Genomic DNA, 18052 nt, shown 5'->3' on the forward strand with positions numbered 1-18052 from the left:
GCCCCGCCATGCCGCCCGTCCCGACCCACGCGGTCGCGCTGCCCTCCTTCCTCAGGCCCGTCCCGGCCCCGGCGGCGGCGCGGGGCGCCGTGCTGGAGCACGTCCCCTTCGGGATCCTCGCCGGGGGGATGCTGTTCAACGCCGCGCTCGCCTACGTGAACGGCAACGTCACCGGGCTCTCGCCCGGCATCGTCATCGGGGCCGAGATCGTGCTGATCGGCGCCGCCCTGCTCGTCGCCGTGGCGCATTACCGGCCGAGCATGACGCTCTCGGTCGCGCTGATCGCCTGGCTCTTCGTGTTCATGACGCTGCGGGCGGTGGCCGTCGATCCGGCCACGAGCGTGAAGTACTTCCGCGACATCCTGATCGCGCCGGTCTTCATGATGCTCGGCCTGTGCACGCGCACGCGCTACCTGAACCGCTACCTCCTCGCCATCCACAGCGTCGTGTTCGTCTTCGGGGTGATCGAGGCCTTCAACGTCGAGGCCTACTCGGCGCTGTTCCGGGTGAAGGACTACTTCATCGCGACCCGCGGGCTGACCGAGGAGAATTTCTGGAACACGGATTCCGACCTGTTCGTGAGCGCGACCCGGCCCGATGCGCGCTTCCTCAGCATCGCCGACCAGATCATGGACGCGCACCGGGTCTCGTCGGTCTTCCTCGAGCCGGTCTCGCTCGGCGCCTATTGCGTGATCATCGCGGCCTACATCTTCTCGCGCTGGGAGCGGTTGAGCCCATCCTGCCGCACCTACCTCCTGGCGACGAACTTCTTCCTGATGGTGGCCTGCGACGGGCGCCTCGCCCTGGTCTCGTTCTTCGCGATCCTGCTGGTGAGCGTGGTGTGGCGGTTCCTGCCGCGGGTGGTGCCTCTCCTCTACCTGCCGGGCGCGCTGGTCGCCTCCTTCCTGTTCGTCGGCGTGACCGGGATCGCGGGCGGCAGCGACGACTTCCCGGGCCGCGTCGCCTGGACGGTCGACCTCCTGCACGTCTACGACGTGCCCGAGTTCCTCGGCCTCTCGGACAAGCTGATCTACAAGGCGGTCGACAGCGGCGTCAGCTACATCATCACGACGCAGTCGCTCCTCGGCCTCGCCCTGTTCTGGCTCTACTGCACCTTCTCCACCGCCTACCGGACCCGGGCACAGATCCGCTACGCGCACGCGCTCTGCCTCTACGTGGCCTTCAACTCACTGGTGAGCTACGGCTTCCTCAGCATCAAGACCGCCTCCCTGCTGTGGATGCTCAAGGGCATGCTGGAGAGCGAGGGCGAGGCGGAGAGCGGCGGGATGCGCCCATGAGCGGCCCGACCCTGCCGCTCGGCCCCCGCCCCACCCTCGTCGTCGACCGCACCCATCTGAGCCGGCGCGCCTCGGGGATCGAGCGGATCACCCGCGAGCTGTTCAGCGAGGAGGCCCTGGCACCCTTGCCGGTGACCGGCTGGACCTCGCGGGGGAGCCGGCCCGCGATGATCCGGGAGCAGATGCTGCGGATGCCGGCCGCCGCCCTGGCCCATCCGCGCAGCCTGTGGCTGTTCTCCGGCTACCCGCCCTCGCCGGTTTTCGCGGCGCTGCCGGAGCGCAGCGTGCTCTACGTCAACGACCTGTTCCTGCTCACGCGGCGCCACGAGCTCAACCGGGCCGCGCGGCTCTACATGGTGCCGCCCTTCCGGCTTGCGCTGCGACGGCTCCGCAACTTCCTGGTCCTTTCGGAGACGACGGGCGCGACCCTGCGGCCCTGGATCCGGCCGGACGCGACCGTGCTGCTCTACCGCCCGCCGATCCGCAACGTCTTCTCCCTCTCGGACGCGCTCCCGGAGGAGGCCGGGGCGGGGGACCGGGAGGACCCGAACCGGCCGCTCGTGGTCGGCGCCATGGGCACGATCGAGCCGCGCAAGAACTACTCCGGCGCCGCCGCCCTCTGCGCGGCCCTCTCGCGCCGGCTCGGCCGCCCGGTCGAGCTGCGGATCATCGGCCGGCCGGGCTGGGGCGGCGAGGCCGAGACGCTGGCGCGCCTGCCCCATGTCAGGCCGCTCGGCTTCCTCGACGACGACGAGGCGCGCCGGGCAATCGGCGCCTTCGACCTGTTCCTGATGAGTTCGCACGACGAGGGGCTGGGGCTGCCGCTGCTCGAGATGCAGTTCGCCGGGCTCCTGGTGGTGGCGCCGGACAAGCCGGTCTTCCACGAGGTGCTCGGAGCCTCGGGGCTGCGGGTTCCGATCGGCGATCCGGAGGCGGCGGCGGCGGCCGTGGCCGCGGCCCTGGCCCGTCCGGACTGGCGGCGCGAGGCGCGCGAGGCGGCCCGGCACAACCTCGCGCGCTGGAACCGGCAGGCGGCGGGAGACCGGGAGGCCGTGGTGGACTTCCTCGGGCGCCGGCTCGCGGCGCTCGCGGGGGGCCGAGGCGGGGAGGCGGACGCCCGCGATCCCGCCCGCTGAGCCGGAATCGGCCGTGCGGGGGCCGCCGAGCACGCCGCGCGGATCCGGTTTCTCCCCCGCCTCGACTTGAGGTAGGGAGCCTCCGGTGCGGTTCTCAGCCCGGCCGGTGTGACCTTTGAGCAGTGACGAGCCCGAAGCGCGGGATCCGGCGAAGCGGGCACCCGAGGCCCCGGATCGGCGAGAGCCGCCGCCGGCGGATCACGGCCCGAGCCTGGAGCAGCGCCTGGCGCGGGCCACGGCGCGCGCCGCGCGCCAGGAGGAGCTGTTTCACGAGCTCATCGAGCGCTGCCCCTTCGGGATCTACATCGTCGACGCGGATTTCACGATCGCCTCGATGAACCACCGTTCGCAGGACGGCGCCTTCCGCAACGTGCGCCCGCTGATCGGCCGCCCCTTCGCCGAGGCCATGCGGATCCTCTGGCCGGAGGAGGTGGCGCAGGAGATCATCGGCCATTTCCGGGACACGCTCGACACCGGCGTTCCCTTCTACTCGCGCGCCTTCTACCGGCCCCGCCAGGACGTGCCGGGCACCGAAGGCTACGAGTGGGAGCTGCAGCGGACGCGGTTGCCCGACGGCCGGTTCGGCGTGATCTGCTACTACTACGATTCAACCGAGCTGCGCCGGGCCCAGCAGCAGATCGCGGACGACCAGAGGCGGCTTCGGCTGATGGTCGAGGAGCTCAACCACCGCGTCAAGAACACCCTGGCGATCGTTCAGTCGCTCGCCCTGCAGACCTTCCGGGAAGTGGAGGGGGCCGGCGCCGCCCGATCGGCGTTCGAGGGCCGCCTGCAAGCCCTGTCGCACGCTCACGACGTGCTGACGCGCGTGCATTGGAGGGCCGCCGACCTCGGCGAGATCGTCGCGACCGCGGCGACGGCGTGCGGCGTCGAGGGCCGCGTCTCGGCGAGCGGCCCGCCGGTGGCCCTGCAGCCGCGCACCGCCGTTACCATGGCGATGGCCCTGCACGAGCTGGTCACGAACGCCATCAAGTACGGCGCGCTCGCGCGCGACGGGGGCGAGATCCTGGTCGCCTGGAGCGTGACCGAGGATCCGCCCCGGCGGCTGCTCTGGCGCTGGGAGGAGCGCGGCGGTCCGCCGGTTCACCCGCCCGCGCGCCGGGGATTCGGCACGCGCATGCTGGAGAGGGCCCTCGCCGGTGAGCTCAACGGTCGGGTGCGGATGGACTTCCGCCCCGAGGGCCTCGTCTGCACCATCGACACGCCGCTCGGCGGCGAGCTGCTGCCCGCGGGCCCGGGCCCGGACGCTGCGCCGCTCTGAGCATCCGGTCGCCGGCTGCCCGGACTCCGCCGTCTCCGCCCCGGTCGGGCAGGCCCGAACGGGTCCGGAAGCGGAGCCGTGACCGCGGACAGGCGCTGCCGGACCGATCACGGGGACTCCGTCCGACGCCCATCCCGCGCCCGTCGGAGCAGGACGCCGGGAGCCGGGATCGTGCGCGAGCGCGGCGCCTGAGCGACGCCGACATCCGCATGGCCGAAATCGGAGATGGCGAAGCCATCAACCGGATGGCGTATGAACCGATCGGGCGGACGTCGGATCAGTGCAGGCCGGGGGGCTCGTCCGCCGAGCCGTGCGGGGAGACGAGGGTCTTCTGCGCCGGGTTGGCCTTGAGCAGGGCGGCCCGCGCGCCCTCCAGAACCTGTCCGGCGATCACGTAGCTGGTCTGCAGCACGAGGACCGGCAGGCAGGCCAGGCCGAGCGCGGTCGGGAGCGGCTCGCCCCAGGCCACGAGGCCGATCGCGGCCCCGAGGAACAGCAGCACGCTCGCCAGGAGCATCGGCAACCACGGGCAGAACCGCGCCATGACGGCCCCGATCGCCGCGACACCTGCCAGAGATACCACCATGATCATCGCGAAAACCACGCGGCGAAGCAGCCCGCAGCGCGCCGGTCTCGCCCTGTACGGGTATTATTCAGGCCTAGCACGCGGCCGTCCCTCCGGCAACGGCTTTCAGAATGGCTGAATTGTGGCCATCATCCAGTTCAGAACACAGTTCTACCACAGTCAAGGGCGTTGTGCGGAAGCGCTGAAATCCAGCCTATGCTTCCATTCACGCTGCGTGGGCAGGACCGAACCGGTGATGCAGTGTTGCATCAGCGGCCGTCGATCTCGCGCGAGAGGGCCGAGATGCGGTCGCAGGCGGCTTGGCCGAGCCGGTGCGCGGCCGCCGCGGCCCGCTCGTCCCCGGCTGCCCGGGCGCGCGCGGCCCGGGCCTCCGCCCAGGCGAGGCGGCGCATCTCGCGGTCGAGGCGGGGCAGGTCGCGGACCGCGAAGGTCCGCAGCGCCGCCTCGGCGGCGTAGACCTCCGCCGGGACCGGGATCCCGAAGCGGCGCGCCGCCTCCTCGTGCAGCGCCACCCAGCGCGCGGTGAGGGCCGCGAGGGCGGCCCCGTCCCCCGCCTCCCGCGCCCGCCCGATCGCCCCGGCGAGCCGGCGCAGCCGCCACGAGGCGGCGAGGAGCCGGGCGAGACCAAGGGGCGACAGGCCGGGCCGCACGGCCTGCCAGAAGTGCTGGGGAAGGGAGACGGGCATCGCGGGGTCGAGTTCGGCCGGGCGCGGAGGGGGGGGCGCGCCGCGGGCGGCGGCGCCGCCCGGTGGGCAGCCTACGTCACGGGGCGTACTTCTCCAAGACGTCCATCTGCGGCCGGTCGGCGACCTGCGCGGTGCCCAGGCCGGTCGGCTCGATCGAGAACATGTAGTCGCCCCACCAGGGCCCCGCCGCCCAGTAGGTGGCCCCCTGCCAGACGGCGTGCCGGTCCATGTAGGCCAGCATGCTGTCGAGCGCCTGCAGGCTGGTCGGGTCCGACGCCACGCCGAACTCGCCGAGGAAGAGGCGGCTGTTGGTCTGCGTCGCCCACTGGGTGATCGCCGTCAGGCGCTCGACGCCGACCGTCGGCGAGGCGACGCCCGCCTGCGTGCCGGAACTGTCGGCGTCGAGGTACTGGTGCACCTCGAAGGCGTAGTTGCCGGCCGGATCGACGATGCCGGTCCCGATCACCGTGTCGTTGTCGCTGCTCACCCAGCTATGGGCCCCGTCCCAGTAGCTGCCCGGGACCAGGATCTCCTGGCTCGTCGCCCCGGCCGCGCGGATCGCCGCGATGGCCGCGTTGGCCGAGCCGAGCCACTGCGTCGCGCTCTGGGCGTAGGGCTCGTTCATCAGGCCGAAGATCAGGTTCGGGTTGGCGCTGAAATGCCCGGCCAGCTTGCCCCAGAAATCCGCGAAGGCGCTGTCGGGCGTCTCCGGACTGCCGATCAGGTGGCCGTAGCCCGCGCCGTAATCGTGCGGGTCCAGGATCACCTTCATGCCCTTGGCGGTGGCGGCGGACACCACCGCGTCGATCTGGGCGAGTTCGGCGGCGCTCAGGGGACCGCCCTGGACCGGCTGCAGGCGCTCCCACAGGAAGGGCAGGCGGATGACGTTCAGGTTCTTGGACGCGTAGTAGTCGATCTCCTGCGCGGTCGGGTAGGTGTAGTCGGTGCCGAGCCGGCCGGGCAGCGCGCCGGCGGCGAAATCGGCCCCGGCGAGGTTCACCCCGAGCAGGGAGAGGCCGGGGCCCGTCCCGCCGGGCGGGGGGGCCGGCGTGAGGACCGGCATCGACGCCGCGGGCGGCACGCCGGTAGCGAAGGTCAGGGTTCCGGCCGAGTAGAGGGCCGCGGCGTCGCCGAGCATCGGGCCGGCCGCGTTGCTCGCCGCCTCGCCCTCGTAGGTGCGCCCGCCCAGGATCAGGTGATCGACGTAGAGGTTGCGGTCCGCGTCCGCCGTGCCGCCCCAGGCATCGTTGAGGAACCGCACCTCGACCCTGCGCGGATCCGGCGCGAAGGCGCCCGTGAAGGTGATGTCCTGCCACTCGCCGGCCCCGTGGCGGGCCGTGACGGCCTGGGGCCCGCCGACCTGCACGCCGTCCACCAGCACCGCGACCAGCGCGTCGCCCTGATAGGCGTCCTCCGCCACCCGGATCGTCAGGCTGCGCACCGGCGCCGCGGGCGGCACGCCGGTGTCGAAGGTCAGGGTTCCGGCCGAGTAGAGGGCCGCGGCGTCGCCGAGCATCGGGCCGGCCGCGTTGCGCGCCGCCTCGCCCTCGTAGGTGCGCCCGCCCAGGATCAGGTGATCGACGTAGAGGTTGCGGTCCGCGTCCGCCGTGCCGCCCCAGGCATCGTTGAGGAACCGCACCTCGACCCTGCGCGGGTCGTCGCCGAAATCGCCCGTGAGCGTGATGTCCTGCCACTCGCCGGCCGCGCGGCGGGCCGTGACGGCCTGGGGCCCGCCGATCTGCACGCCGTCCACCAGCACCGCGACCAGCGCGTCGCCCCGATAGGCGTCCTCCGCCACCCGGATCGTCAGGCTGCGCAGGGGCGGGGGCGCGCTGGTGTCGAAGACGAGGCCCCCCTCCGCCATCAGCGCCGCGGCGCCGTCGACCGTCGCGCCGGCGCCGTTGCTCGCCGCCGCGCCCCGATAGGTCCGGCCGTCCAGGACTAGGTGGTCGACGTAGAGGTTGCGGTCGGCGCCGGCGGTACCGCCCCAGGCATCATTGAGGAACCGCACCTCGACCCTGCGCGGATCCGGCGCGAAGGCGCCCGTGAAGGTGATGTCCTGCCACTCGCCGGCCCCGTGGCGGGCCGTGACGGCCTGGGGCCCGCCGACCTGCACGCCGTCCACCAGCACCGCGACCAGCGCGTCGCCCCGATAGGCGTCCTCCGCCACCCGGAGCACCAGGGAATTGCCGTAGCCGACTGACATCGAAGAGCCCGTGATCTGTATCTCAGGCCCTAATCTGGGTATCCTGTGTTAAATTTATCCTTAACGGACCCAGATCCGCGACGACATAGCGGCACAGAAAGGATGCAGTGTATCAATTTAGTCGACAGCTGCCGTGAGGATCGATGGTGACAGGCGGGCTCCGGTGCGGGGTCCGACGAGGGCGCGCGGCGCGGATTATTGGGACCGAGTGGGCGCGCCGGCAAAGCGCGCGACCGAGTACGGAGGTGCCGCACCGTTCGCGGCCGGCCTCCGTCCGGGCCCCGTCGGCGCCGAAGCGCCGCCCCGCCGGCGCCCAAGCGCCGCCCCGCCGGCGCCCGAGGAGATCCGGCCGTGCGCGGATCCGAGCTAGAGCGAGGGCTGGGCGTCGTCCCGTATGTAGATCAGCGATGCCTCCAACCTGTCGGCGAGATGCTTGGCAAGGACGAGTGCTTCCTCGAACGACGCCACATGGGTCGTGACCAGCACGCTTCTATTCTTCTTTTTCACTTTCCCAGACACAATATAGTTATGATTATCATGCTCGATGCCGGATTTTTCGATCACGAGGTAATCCTCGCTCTCGCTCACATCTACACCAAATGGCAATTCCTCGAGCACCGCCATCCTGGGAGGCCTAGCCGTCATCATGATCACAACTCTTTTATCACATGCGACCGGTGAATGCCATGATGTCAGCAATCTGACCCGGGCATTCGGCAGCGGGACGCCGCGATTCCCGCGCGGCGGGAACTCAGTCGATTGGGTCTCCCGATGAGCTCTACGCGAGAGAAAATCCGGATGTCGGCATAGACCTGCCCGTACGGGGGCGATCGATTGCAAGGTGACGGCGCCCGAGAACGTTCTCGGATCCGGGACAAGTCCGGCCGGACCGGGCGACGGCGGCGGGAGCGGCTCGGCGGCCGATCGTTTTCGTCCCGTTGCCTGTCCGGGACGATCATGGGTGAATGCGGCCCGTGCGCGGCGCGTCGCAAGTCAAGCCGATCCGTCAAGATCAACGATAAGCGGAGCCGCTCCTCGGCCGGAGGCGCCGATCAGGTGTCGGGGGGCAGGGAGGACACGCGGGCATGACGTCCGACTGGAACGACGAGCCGCCGATCGCTCAGGTGTTCGACGGGGCCGGGACGGCGGTCTACACCACCGACGCCGAGGGCTGGCTGACCTACTACAACCCGGCCGCCGCGGCGCTCTGGGGCTACCGTCCGGAGATCGGCCGCGCGCGCTGGTGCGGCGCGTGGCGCCTCCTGGCGCCCGACGGGTCGGACCTGCCCCTCGCGCTCTGCCCGATGGCGGTGGCCCTGCGGGAGGGGCGCCCCGTCCGCGACGCCGGGGCGGTGCTGGAGCGCCCGGACGGCACGCGGATCCCGTTCATGCCCTGCGCGACCCCGATTCGCGCCCGCTCCGGGGCGATCGTCGCCGGCGCGTCCATCCTGGTGGCGACGCGGCCGCCGCTCCGGCTGGACCTGTCCGAGGCGGCCACGGTGTCGGTCCGCCCGGCGCGCCGCGCCCCCGGGACGGACCTGGACGGCCTCACCGGCGCGCTGCAGGCCGTCCTGGCGGCGCTGGCGGACGTCGAGGTCGCGCACGAGATCGAGTGCGAGCACCTGGAGGCCCGGATCGGGCCGGGCGCGGAGCGGGAGCGGATCCTGGCGCAGCTGCGCGCCAAGCGGGAGCGGGGGCGGAGCGCGCTGCGGCGGCGGCTCGGAGACCTGCAGGCCCGCGCGGCCGGCCTGACCGCGCCCGCCGGCGCGCAGGGCGCCGCCGTGCCGGGGCGCGCCCTGCTGCATTGAGGACCCCGGCTCAGACGGGCCGGAGCGGGACCGCGGCGCGGCCGGGCGGGGCCTTGACCACGAAGAGGGCCACGGAGCGGTCGATCCAGTCCGCCCGCTCCGGGACGGGGGCCGGGCGCGGCGCCGCCTGATCCGCCATGAAGCGGCAGATCTCGGGCGCGATCTCGGCCCGGAAGCGCGAGCCGTTGAAGATGCCGTAATGCCCTGCCCCGGCCTGCAGGTGGTAGGCCTTCCTGTCGTCCGGGAGGTTGGGGGTGAGGTCGAGGGCGGCGCGGGTCTGGCCGACGCCCGTGATGTCGTCCTTCTCGCCCTCGATCGCCATCAGGGCGCAGCGGCGGATCGCCCCGAGATCGACCGGCGCGCCGCGGTGGCGCATGGTGCCGTTCGGCAGGCTGTGGGTGATGAAGACCTGCTCCACGGTCTCCAGGTAGAATTCGGCGGTCAGGTCCATCACGGCGAGGTACTCGTCGTAGAAGGCCCGGTGCTTGGACGCCGAATCGCCGTCGCCCTCGACCAAGTGGTTGAACATGTCCCAGTGGGCGGTCAGGTGCCGGTCGAGGTTCATCCCCATGAAGCCGGAGAGCTGCAGGAAGCCCGGATAGACCGCGCGCCCGTGGCCGGGATAGCCCGGCGGCACGAGGTGGATGCAGTGCTGCCGGAACCACCCGATGCCGCGCTCCTGGGCCAGGAGGTCGACCGCCGTGGGGGAGCGCCGCGTGTCGATCGGCCCGCCCACCAGGATCGCCGCGCGCGGCACGGCCGGGTGGTCCTCGGCCTCCATCCGGGCGATGGCGGCCAGGACGGGCACCGAGGGCTGGCAGACGGCCATCACGTGCAGGTCCGGCCCGAGCGCCGCGAACATCGCCGCGCAGGCGTCGATGTACTCGTCGAGGCCGAAGCGCCCGGCCGCGCGCGGCACCTGCCGGGCGTCGGCCCAGTCGGTGATGAAGACCTGATGGGTGTCGAGGAAGGCTGCCACCGTGCCGCGCAGCAGCGTGGCGTAGTGGCCCGACATCGGGGCGACGAGGAGGAGCTTCGGCTTGTCGGACGGCTCCCCGAAGGCGATGACCCGGCAGAAGGGCTGCTCCCACACGATCCGCTCCGCGGCCGGCAGGCCGAAGGCGGGTTTGGGATAGGAGCGGGTGGCGCGCTCGAAGATCTCGCAGGAGGCGGCGATCGAGCGGCCCGCGACCGTATAGGTGAAAGGGTTGAGCGGGTTCTCGCAAGCAAGCTTCGTGAGGTCGGCGGCGATCCGGGCGGGCGTGAGCATCAGTTCACACGACTCACGCATGAGGTACATCATCCGCAGACACCTTTCCGACGCTGAGGCTTCCCGGCCCGTGATGACAGGTAGGCCCCCAACGCGGGCGAGAGGTGTTTGGTTTCGGCCGGCCTGTTCTGCGGTTTGCGTGCGCTCAAGCCTGGGTGGGGCGGGGCCCTGCGGCCGCCCGCGCGGTCACTCCGCCCGGGGCGCGCCGTCGCCCGCTCCGGCGATCCGCCGCAGGATGAAGTCGATCCGCTCCTGCGCGGGCAGGACCGGCACGCGCACGACGTCGAAGGCGAGGTCCGCGTAGGCGCGCCAGAGGAGGTCCGCGAGCCTGTCCCGCTCGTGGCGGCTCTCGACGCGGGCGTAGTCCGTGACGTAGTCGCTCAGCGGTTCGAGGTAGAAGACCGTCCGGTAGCGCGCGGCGGCGATGCGGGACATGTAATCGGCCTCGGGCAGGCCGTGCAGCCTGAAATACGCGAGGCTGTCGGGAACCCCGCGGTCGAAGAAGATCAGCTCCTCCGGCGGCAGGCTCCGCTCGACGGCGAGCGCGCGCATCAGCACGGAGACCTGGAACTCCTCGGGCCTCGCGCGCACCTCGTGGACGCTGCGCCCGGCTCGCAGCGCCTCGTCCAGGTGCGCGCGCGCCACCTCGGTCCTCACCCGGAAGCCGCGCGCTGCCAGGAGGTCGATCGTCGTCGACTTGCCGCAGCAGGGCGGGCCCGTGATCACGTGCCAGCGGTTTCGACTGTCGGACACGCGCGCGCCTCTCCCGATCCCCCTCACCTTACGGAGCCGGCCGCGGCCCGTCGATGGCTCGGCCGTGCGGAGGGTGTCGCACGGGGCGGCCGCCGGGTCCGCCCCGTGCGCAGCGAAGCGGCAGGGCCGGCGCGGTGAGGGGCCCGAGCCGGCCGGCTCGACCGCGGGAGGACCAGCAGGTCGCGCACGAGATCGCCGCCCGCCCCCTTCTCGATCTGCGCGATCAGGATCATCCTGTCCTCGGTCACCGCCGTGTCCGGTCGGAGTTCAGCCCGCAATCGAACCCTCGCCGAAGGCCGGCGATGGCCACCGCAGCGGCGGCCGCCTCTGGCGCCACGCTCGGGAGCACGATCCGCGACGAGACATCATTTCTGAGGAAGCATGACCTGATCTCCCCGCAGGGACTCCCGCTGATTTCAAGAGTCCAGATCTCGATCAGCGGTGCTTCCGCGATCTCGGCAAGGGACGGGCAGGAGGAGCTTGCGATGTGTGCTCTGATACGCTCATCGCTCTTCGCATGTGCAACAGGGGCTATGCTGCTCACCGGGTTGACAGTTTCCGAAGCCCAGTTCGCGACGCCGGAAGCTGCCGTTCAAGCCGTCTACGCCCAGTACGAGGGCTCACGCAAAAGCCCGAAACTGCTTTCACTTCAGCTGGACAAGTCAACGGCCAACCATTTTTTTGAGAAAGAGATCGCGGCGGCATGGCTTCGAGACCTCGCAAAGGCCGCGAACGGCGACAACACAATCGATGTTGATCCATTCACGGAATCGCAGGATCCCACCATCGCAAACCTGGTGATCAGCCCGGCCACGATGACGGGTGACTATGCCGTTACGCAAGCAAGATTCCGGAACGCGCGCAAAGCGGTGCGCATCACTTATCGCCTGAAGCGCGCTCCCGACGGCTGGCGCATCTACGACGTGAGATCCGACCGAGGTCAGGGACTCCGCCGCGCACTGGGACTGAGAGATCGAACCGGATAGTCTCTGCAGGAATATTTATCGCTTTCCATTGTGAGCGGCGCATTTCCGTATCGATTTTTGTTGCCGGTTCGTCGCAGTAAAACGAGATCGGACTCACCGCTTGCAGCCCGGAGGAATGACCGATGCGTGCCGTCAAACTCCTTTCCGTTCTCTGGCTCGTCGCTGCCTCGCCGGCGGGCGCAACCTGCACGCTGCGCTCCGAGGGAAAATGCCTCAGCGAATCGGGACAAGGACGGTGTCTCATCGAAGTCGGCGGGAAACGCTACCTGGACGGCAGATGCAACATCGAGTCTGATGCGGACGGCAATTTTTCCGTGGGAACCGGCGATCGTCGTTCTTCAAAATTCTTCGCGTACGTCAATAAAAACGAAGACGGTACCGCCGAAGGCAGTTGGAATGGAGCGCGGGGAGGAAGTCACGCCCATGACAGCCTCGGAACCTTGAAGCCACAAGGAAGCGCATGTTGGGCCAACGCGACCGCGAAGGTTTGCGCGTGGAGGTGAACCGGACGATCACGTCCGGACACCGTGATGACAAGCCCGCGCGGCGCCTGAGCGAAGCCCAAATCCGCATTGCCGAAATGGAAGATGGCGACGCAATCCGTCGAATGTCGTAAGAGATGTCCGCGACACGCTTGCAACCGGACATCTCCACAGGCGCCGCGAGGGCCCGGAAGGGGTTCGGGAGCGCTGGTCAGGCGCACGCGGTCCGGAGGTCCGGACGGGCGGGCCCCGGATTCGGGACCCGCTCGCTCGATGCGGAGCCCGGATCAGGCCTGCCGCAGGGCCTCCAGGCACGCCTCGACCGCCTCGCGCAGCGAGACGACGTAGTAATCCGCCCCGACCTGCCGGCGCAGCGCAGCGTCGGTCAGGATCGCGTCCTCGGCGGGCCAGAGGCCGACCAGGATCGGCTGGCCCGGCACCTTCTCCCGCAGCCGCTGCAGCAGGTAGCGCAGATGGGCCGGGTTCCCGCTGATGTCGAGGTAGGAGATGCACACCATCGCCACCCCGCTCACGTCGAGGTTGCGCACCTTCTCGCGGCTGACCGCCTCGTGCGGGACGACGCGGGCGCCGAGCCCGTGCTTGCCGAGCAGCTGGGCGAGCATGGACGAGGCCGCCTCGTCGAGCGGGCCGCGGCCCGCGATGCAGAGGACGGGGGCCTCGCCGCGCCACCTCTGCGGCCGCGCCTCGGGCGGCGGCGCGCGGCCCGGCACGGCCTCGTTCTTCGGGTGCTCCTTCTCGGCCAGCGAGGCCTCGGCGCCCGGCTGCCCGGCCGGCGCCTCCGGCGCCTCCTGCGGCACCTCGTCCGGGCGCTTGGCGAATTCCATCACCAGCGCCTGCGTCAGCTGCCGGATCGCGTCGAGCTGAGCGGGCCCGAGAACCCCGCGCTGGTAGTCGTTGGCGGCGAGCTGCAGCGCCTTGAGGGCCACCTCGTCGTAGTAGGAGGACAGCGAGCGCTCCTTCAGCAGCAGTTCCGCCTGCTCCTGCGCCTCGTCGGGATCGCCCGCGAGCATGCGCTGGTAGAAATTCTCGACCGGCGTCAGCGGCGGCCGGTCGCCGAGCAGCACGTCGAGGAATTCGAGCCGCTCCACGTGGCGGCCGAGCACCACGAGGCAGACCGTGAAGGGCGTGGCCAGGATCAGGCCGATCGGCCCCCAGAGGAAGCCCCAGAACAGGGTCGAGACGATCACCGAGAAGGGCGACAGGCCCGTCGAGTGGCCGTAGAGCAGCGGCTCGATGACCTGCCCGAACACCGGCTCGGCCACCAGGAAGAGGGCGGCGGTCCAGAGCGCCATCGACCAGCCGGGATCGACGGCGGCCGCGAGCGCCACCGGGAACACGCCCGAGATGAGCGCGCCGATATAGGGCACGAAGCGCATCAGGGCCGAGAACACGCCCCACAGGATCGGGCTCGGCACCCCGATGAACCAGAGGCCGACGCCCACGATGACCCCGAAGGCGGCGTTCATGCCGAGCTGGGCCAGGAAGAAGGTGCCGAGCCGGCCCGCCGCGTCGTCCATGGCCATGGTCGTGCGGTGCAGGTCGCTCGCCCCGAACAGGCGGATCAGGCGGTCGCGCAGGTCCTCGCGCTGCATCAGGATGAAGATCACGACCACCAGGACGATGCCGACCATGGTGAGCGGCGAGACGACCGGGCCCAGGACCTTCTCGGCCAGGACCAGGGGTGAGGTGTCCGGCTCCTGCACCTTCACCAGCACGGCCCGGGGCGCCTGCGCGCCCGCCGCGGCGCCGGCGGCGTCGGGCGCGGCCGCCTGGCTGGAGACCTCGCTGACCTGCCGGTTGAAGCGGCGGATGAGGTCGTTGGCGCGGCCGAGCACGCCCTCCTGCAGGGCCGAGACCTTGCGCTGGACCGTGCTCTGGTAGGCGGGGATGTTCTTGGCGAGGTCGGCGACCTGCAGGCCGATGACGCCGCCGATGGCCAGGATGACCCCGAGGGCGAGGAGCACCGCCGCGATCACCGAGGGCACGCGCCCGAGGCGCAGGCGGCGCAGCAGATTCACCACCGGCGCGAGCACGAAGCTCAGCAGGATGGCGAGGACCAGGGGGATGAAGACCTCGCGCGCGAGGTAGAGCGCGGCGACCACGACCACGGCGACGGCCAGGGTCGCGAGCCCGGACGGGCCGGGCGTGGAGGGCGGGGGGACGCGGGCCGGCGGGAGGGAGGGCGGCGTGACGGCAGCGGGCATGCGGGACTCCGGGCGGCGGGCGCGGCCGGCGGGGTGGCCGCCGGGTGTCCGCTAACGCGCCGCGCGCCGCATCCGTCGCGTCGCGCCCGCGCGGCCCGTCAGCCGCCGGCCTGCTCCTCGTCCTCGGTCAGGCGCGCGAGCTGCCGGGCAAGGCTCTCCACCTGATCGCGGGTCGCGCGCAGCTCCACGACGCTGCCGTCGGCGGTCTCGATCACGAGCCGGTACCCGGAGCCGCTCTCGGCGGCCAGCACGCGGACCAGCGTTTTCACCTCGGCTTGGGTCACCTGGGCACTCCTGCAAGATTGGCGGCGCGATCACGACCCGCGCCGGCGCGGCGAGCACGCCAACGCGGTTAGCCATCGTCTCGGACCTCCGGGGGCGGATGTCGAGGCGAAGATGGCGTCCCCGCCCGGCCATGTCCCGCCCGGCCATGTCCCGCCCGGCCATGTCCCCGCGCGTCCATGTCCCCGCGCGTCCATTTCCCCGCGCGTCCGGGGCGCCCGCCGCGCGCGAGCCCCGGCCGGCCCGGCGCCAGGATCAGGCGCCGCCGGAGGAGGTCGCGTACGCGCGGGCGATGCGGGACAATTCGGGCGTGCGCAGGTAGCCGTAGGACTTGTGGTGGTTCCGCCCGCCGTCGGGACGGCTGTAGGTGTTCACGACCCGCCGGTCGACCACCCGCAGCCCCGCGTCGCTCGGCGCGAACGCCTCGTCCAGCGTGCCCATGATGGCGACGACGTCGTGGCCGTCGGCCAGGTTGGTCCAGCGCGCCACGTTGGCGGGCACGCGCGCGGCGCCGTGCTCGGCCTCGATCTTGAGCTTCACCTTGGCCAGGCCCAGGGGCGAGCCGACCGTGACGAGGTGCTCGACCCGCAGGGCGGGATCCTCGCGCTCCAACAGGCGGAGCACGTCGTAGGCGATGACCGACCCCATCGAGTGGGCGACCAGCAGGATGCGCCGGTGCCGGCAGGCCCGGAGCCGCGCGGCCAGCCGCGCGCGCACGTCGCGGGCGAAGTCCCGCTCGGCATGGTAGTACCAGAGGTCGTCGAACCGGTATTCCAGGATGGCATCGTCCACCAGGGTGACGCCGGTCGTCTCCTCCAGGCGGTCGATCCCCGCATAGAGGGGCGCCAGCACCACCTTTTCGGTGAGCGCGGGCGCCTCGTCCTCCCCCGGCAGCGGCCCGGCCCCGCCGTGGCGGCGGTAGGGTTCCCGGTTGGACTCCTCCCGCAGCGGCGCGTCGTAGCGAAGGTCGGCCCAGTAGACGAACTCGAACGCGAAGTGCGGGTCGCTCAGTCCCTCGTTGCGGATCAGTCCCTCGGCGATGGCCGCCCGCCACCACCGCGTCTTCTCGTCGACCGGCGGCTTGTTCGCCAGGCCGTGAATGCCGACGATGACACTCGTGCTCCCCATGTCTGCGGAACGTCCTCCCGATCAGCGCAGTCATGCCGCGGGGCTCGACTGCGCGCGCAATCGCCACAACGCGTGATCCCGGGTTCCGGTACGCGGCCGGTGTTGATCAAAACTGTCGCTCCAGGCCGAGCCGGGAGCGCGGGCAGGAGGTCGCGGCCGGGCGGTGGCCCCGGGAGCGGGGGCCGCGCCCCGGCTTGGCGCGGCGCAATCGCCGCAGACCAAGCCCCGGAACGACGCATTCCGGCCGACGTTGGCCGCCCGGTTCGAGACGAGCGGGACGAGGCGGCGGCCCCCGGCGGGCGCCGGCCTCGGCGGGATCGACGCGGATCCGCCGCATCGCGCGGGCCTCGAGGATGCGAGCTTGGGAAGAGCACCTGCGCGGGCCGGAGCGCGCCGCGGGCGGCCTCGCGAGCGGGAGAGGGATGATGGGGCACGAGACGGACCAGGACCGCGAGGAGATCGTCCGGGGGTTCAGGAAGGCCGTGAACATGACGGCGTCCACCCTGGAGAAGCACCTCGCGGGCGAGGCGAGCCGGTCGGTCGGCCAGAGGAGGGACGGCGCCTCCGAGGCGACCGGGCACCGGGAGGGTCGACGCATCGTCGAGATCCTGCGCACCAAGAAGTCCGACCTGTCCGACGACGACTATCAGCACATGCGCAAAGTCGTCGGCTACGTGCACCGGCACTTGGCGCAGGGCGGCCCCAAGGACGCGGCCGCCGTGAAGGATTCGCCCTGGCGCCTCTCGCTGATAAACTGGGGCCACGATCCGACGAGGACCGCCTGAGTCCTTGATTACTTGAATGTCCGGCTTCCGGCGGCCCGGCCCGCGGTCGCCCGGCGCGCGAACCGCGCGGCGGGCAACCGCGGGCGGCAAGGGGCCGCGGGCGGCAGGGGGGCCGGGGCTGAGGGAGGAGCGAGCATGAGACACAAGCGGGTGCGCGACCAAGTCATCGTGATCACGGGTGCGTCGAGCGGCATCGGCCTCGCCACGGCGCGCATGGCCGCGCGGCGGGGCGCCCGGGTGGTGCTCGCCGCGAGGAGCGGGGACGTGCTGGAGGAGCTCGCGGCCGAACTCGGCGGAGCGGGCGGGCGAGCCCTCGCGGTCGCCTGCGACGTCGGGCGCCAGGAGGACGTGGAGGCCCTCGCCGACAGGGCGGTCGCGACGTTCGGCGGCTTCGACACCTGGGTCAACGTCGCCGGCCTGACCACCTACGGCGCGTTGCGGGACATCCCCCTGGAGGATCACGAGCGCTTGGTCCGGACGAATTTCTGGGGCACCGTGCACGGGTCGATGGCGGCGGTGGCGCACCTGCGCCGGGGCGGCGGCGCGCTGATCAACGTCGCCAGCATCGCCTCCGACCTCGCCTTCCCGTTCCAGGGCCTCTACGCGGCCTCCAAGCACGCGGTGAAGGGCTTCACCGACACGCTGCGCATGGAGCTGATCGCGGAGGGCGCGCCGGTGTCGGTCACGCTGATCAAGCCCGCCTCCATCGACACGCCGCTGCCGCAACGGGCGCGCAACACCATGGACAGGGAGCCGATGCTGCCGCCCCCGGTCTACAGGCCCGAGGAGGTGGCCCACGCGATCCTGCACGCGGCCGTCCATGCGCCGCGCGACATCTTCGTCGGCGGCGCCGGCAAGCTCTTCGTGATGGGCAAGGAATTCGCGCCGGGGCTCTACGACCAACTCGCGCCCGCCATCATCGCGCTCCAGAAGCGGGGGTCGCCGCCGCGCCACCCGGAGGGCGCCCTGTTCCGCCCGCGGGAGGCCGGCCGGGTCCGCGGCGACCAGCCCGGATACGTGCAGCGGACCAGCGCGTACACGAGGGCCAGCCTGCACCCGCTCGCCACGGCCGCGGCCGGCCTGGGCCTCGCGGTGGCCTCCGCCGCCTGGGCGATGGGGAGCAGGCGCCGCTGAGCCCATCG

17 protein-coding genes are annotated in these 18052 nt (G+C 71.6%); 8 read left to right on the forward strand and 9 right to left on the reverse strand.

Features of this window, described 5'->3' with window-relative positions; genetic code table 11:
- The first annotated feature begins 8 nt into the window (after positions 1 to 8).
- The 3 genes from MET2598_RS0122340 (at position 9) to MET2598_RS0122350 (ending at position 3713) form a co-directional block, all read left to right on the forward strand.
- A complete protein-coding gene (locus MET2598_RS0122340) occupies positions 9 to 1298 on the forward strand; it encodes a hypothetical protein (protein WP_018262413.1) in 1290 nt (429 codons plus the stop codon).
- Complete coding sequence (locus MET2598_RS0122345; RefSeq protein ID WP_018262414.1) at positions 1295 to 2434, forward strand: glycosyltransferase; 1140 nt, start codon at positions 1295 to 1297, stop codon at positions 2432 to 2434. The genes MET2598_RS0122340 and MET2598_RS0122345 overlap by 4 nt, the downstream gene beginning before the upstream one ends.
- A 115-nt stretch (positions 2435 to 2549) precedes the next feature.
- Complete coding sequence (locus MET2598_RS0122350; RefSeq protein ID WP_018262415.1) at positions 2550 to 3713, forward strand: sensor histidine kinase; 1164 nt, start codon at positions 2550 to 2552, stop codon at positions 3711 to 3713.
- Positions 3714 to 3990: 277 nt separating this feature from the next.
- On the opposite strand, the gene MET2598_RS42290 is transcribed toward MET2598_RS0122350, so the two are convergent.
- From MET2598_RS42290 to MET2598_RS0122370, 4 genes are all read right to left on the reverse strand, one after another.
- Complete coding sequence (locus MET2598_RS42290) at positions 3991 to 4299, reverse strand: hypothetical protein (protein ID WP_198293031.1); 309 nt, start codon at positions 4297 to 4299, stop codon at positions 3991 to 3993.
- 248 nt (positions 4300 to 4547) lie between these two features.
- Positions 4548 to 4985, reverse strand: coding sequence for a hypothetical protein (locus tag MET2598_RS0122360; RefSeq protein ID WP_012331014.1), 438 nt, complete (start codon positions 4983 to 4985; stop codon positions 4548 to 4550).
- Between the two features lie 76 nt (positions 4986 to 5061).
- A complete protein-coding gene (locus MET2598_RS0122365; RefSeq protein ID WP_018262417.1) occupies positions 5062 to 7191 on the reverse strand; it encodes a carbohydrate-binding domain-containing protein in 2130 nt (709 codons plus the stop codon).
- Between the two features lie 366 nt (positions 7192 to 7557).
- Positions 7558 to 7815, reverse strand: coding sequence for a hypothetical protein (locus MET2598_RS0122370; protein ID WP_236728786.1), 258 nt, complete (start codon positions 7813 to 7815; stop codon positions 7558 to 7560).
- Positions 7816 to 8276: 461 nt separating this feature from the next.
- Here MET2598_RS0122370 and MET2598_RS37130 point away from each other — a divergent pair, with 461 nt between their 5' ends.
- Positions 8277 to 8999, forward strand: a complete 723-nt coding sequence (locus tag MET2598_RS37130; protein ID WP_018262418.1) for a PAS domain-containing protein — start codon at positions 8277 to 8279, stop codon at positions 8997 to 8999.
- 10 nt (positions 9000 to 9009) lie between these two features.
- On the opposite strand, the gene MET2598_RS0122380 is transcribed toward MET2598_RS37130, so the two are convergent.
- The gene (locus tag MET2598_RS0122380; protein ID WP_026190881.1) at positions 9010 to 10302 is read right to left on the reverse strand and encodes a polyhydroxyalkanoate depolymerase; all 1293 of its coding nucleotides are present in this window, start codon (positions 10300 to 10302) and stop codon (positions 9010 to 9012) included.
- A gap of 153 nt (positions 10303 to 10455) precedes the next feature.
- Positions 10456 to 11022 (reverse strand): AAA family ATPase, encoded by a 567-nt coding sequence (locus MET2598_RS0122385; RefSeq protein WP_012331010.1) that lies wholly within the window; start codon positions 11020 to 11022, stop codon positions 10456 to 10458.
- A 302-nt stretch (positions 11023 to 11324) separates the two neighbouring features.
- Between MET2598_RS0122385 and MET2598_RS39695 the strand changes: the two genes are divergently transcribed.
- Both MET2598_RS39695 and MET2598_RS42295 read left to right on the forward strand, forming a co-directional pair.
- Positions 11325 to 12008, forward strand: coding sequence for a DUF3828 domain-containing protein (locus MET2598_RS39695; protein ID WP_236728787.1), 684 nt, complete (start codon positions 11325 to 11327; stop codon positions 12006 to 12008).
- A 122-nt stretch (positions 12009 to 12130) separates the two neighbouring features.
- Positions 12131 to 12511 (forward strand): hypothetical protein, encoded by a 381-nt coding sequence (locus tag MET2598_RS42295; protein ID WP_168169120.1) that lies wholly within the window; start codon positions 12131 to 12133, stop codon positions 12509 to 12511.
- 266 nt (positions 12512 to 12777) lie between these two features.
- Here the strand turns inward: MET2598_RS42295 and MET2598_RS0122390 are convergent, their stop codons facing one another.
- From MET2598_RS0122390 to MET2598_RS0122400, 3 genes are all read right to left on the reverse strand, one after another.
- A complete protein-coding gene (locus MET2598_RS0122390; protein WP_018262421.1) occupies positions 12778 to 14715 on the reverse strand; it encodes an AI-2E family transporter in 1938 nt (645 codons plus the stop codon).
- Between the two features lie 98 nt (positions 14716 to 14813).
- Complete coding sequence (locus MET2598_RS0122395; protein WP_012331007.1) at positions 14814 to 14999, reverse strand: hypothetical protein; 186 nt, start codon at positions 14997 to 14999, stop codon at positions 14814 to 14816.
- A 253-nt stretch (positions 15000 to 15252) separates the two neighbouring features.
- Entirely contained in the window at positions 15253 to 16125 is an 873-nt protein-coding gene (locus MET2598_RS0122400; protein WP_018262422.1) for a hypothetical protein, read from the reverse strand.
- A gap of 422 nt (positions 16126 to 16547) precedes the next feature.
- On the opposite strand from MET2598_RS0122400, the gene MET2598_RS0122405 reads away from it, so the two are divergent.
- Together MET2598_RS0122405 and MET2598_RS0122410 are read left to right on the forward strand one after the other, a co-directional pair.
- Positions 16548 to 16910, forward strand: coding sequence for a DUF3140 domain-containing protein (locus MET2598_RS0122405; RefSeq protein WP_018262423.1), 363 nt, complete (start codon positions 16548 to 16550; stop codon positions 16908 to 16910).
- 135 nt (positions 16911 to 17045) lie between these two features.
- On the forward strand, positions 17046 to 18044 hold the full coding sequence (locus MET2598_RS0122410) for an SDR family oxidoreductase (RefSeq protein WP_012331004.1): 999 nt from the start codon (positions 17046 to 17048) through the stop codon (positions 18042 to 18044).
- The last annotated feature ends 8 nt before the right edge of the window (positions 18045 to 18052 follow it).

It is taken from the genome of Methylobacterium sp. WSM2598, from assembly GCF_000379105.1.
In the GTDB taxonomy this organism is placed as follows: domain Bacteria; phylum Pseudomonadota; class Alphaproteobacteria; order Rhizobiales; family Beijerinckiaceae; genus Methylobacterium.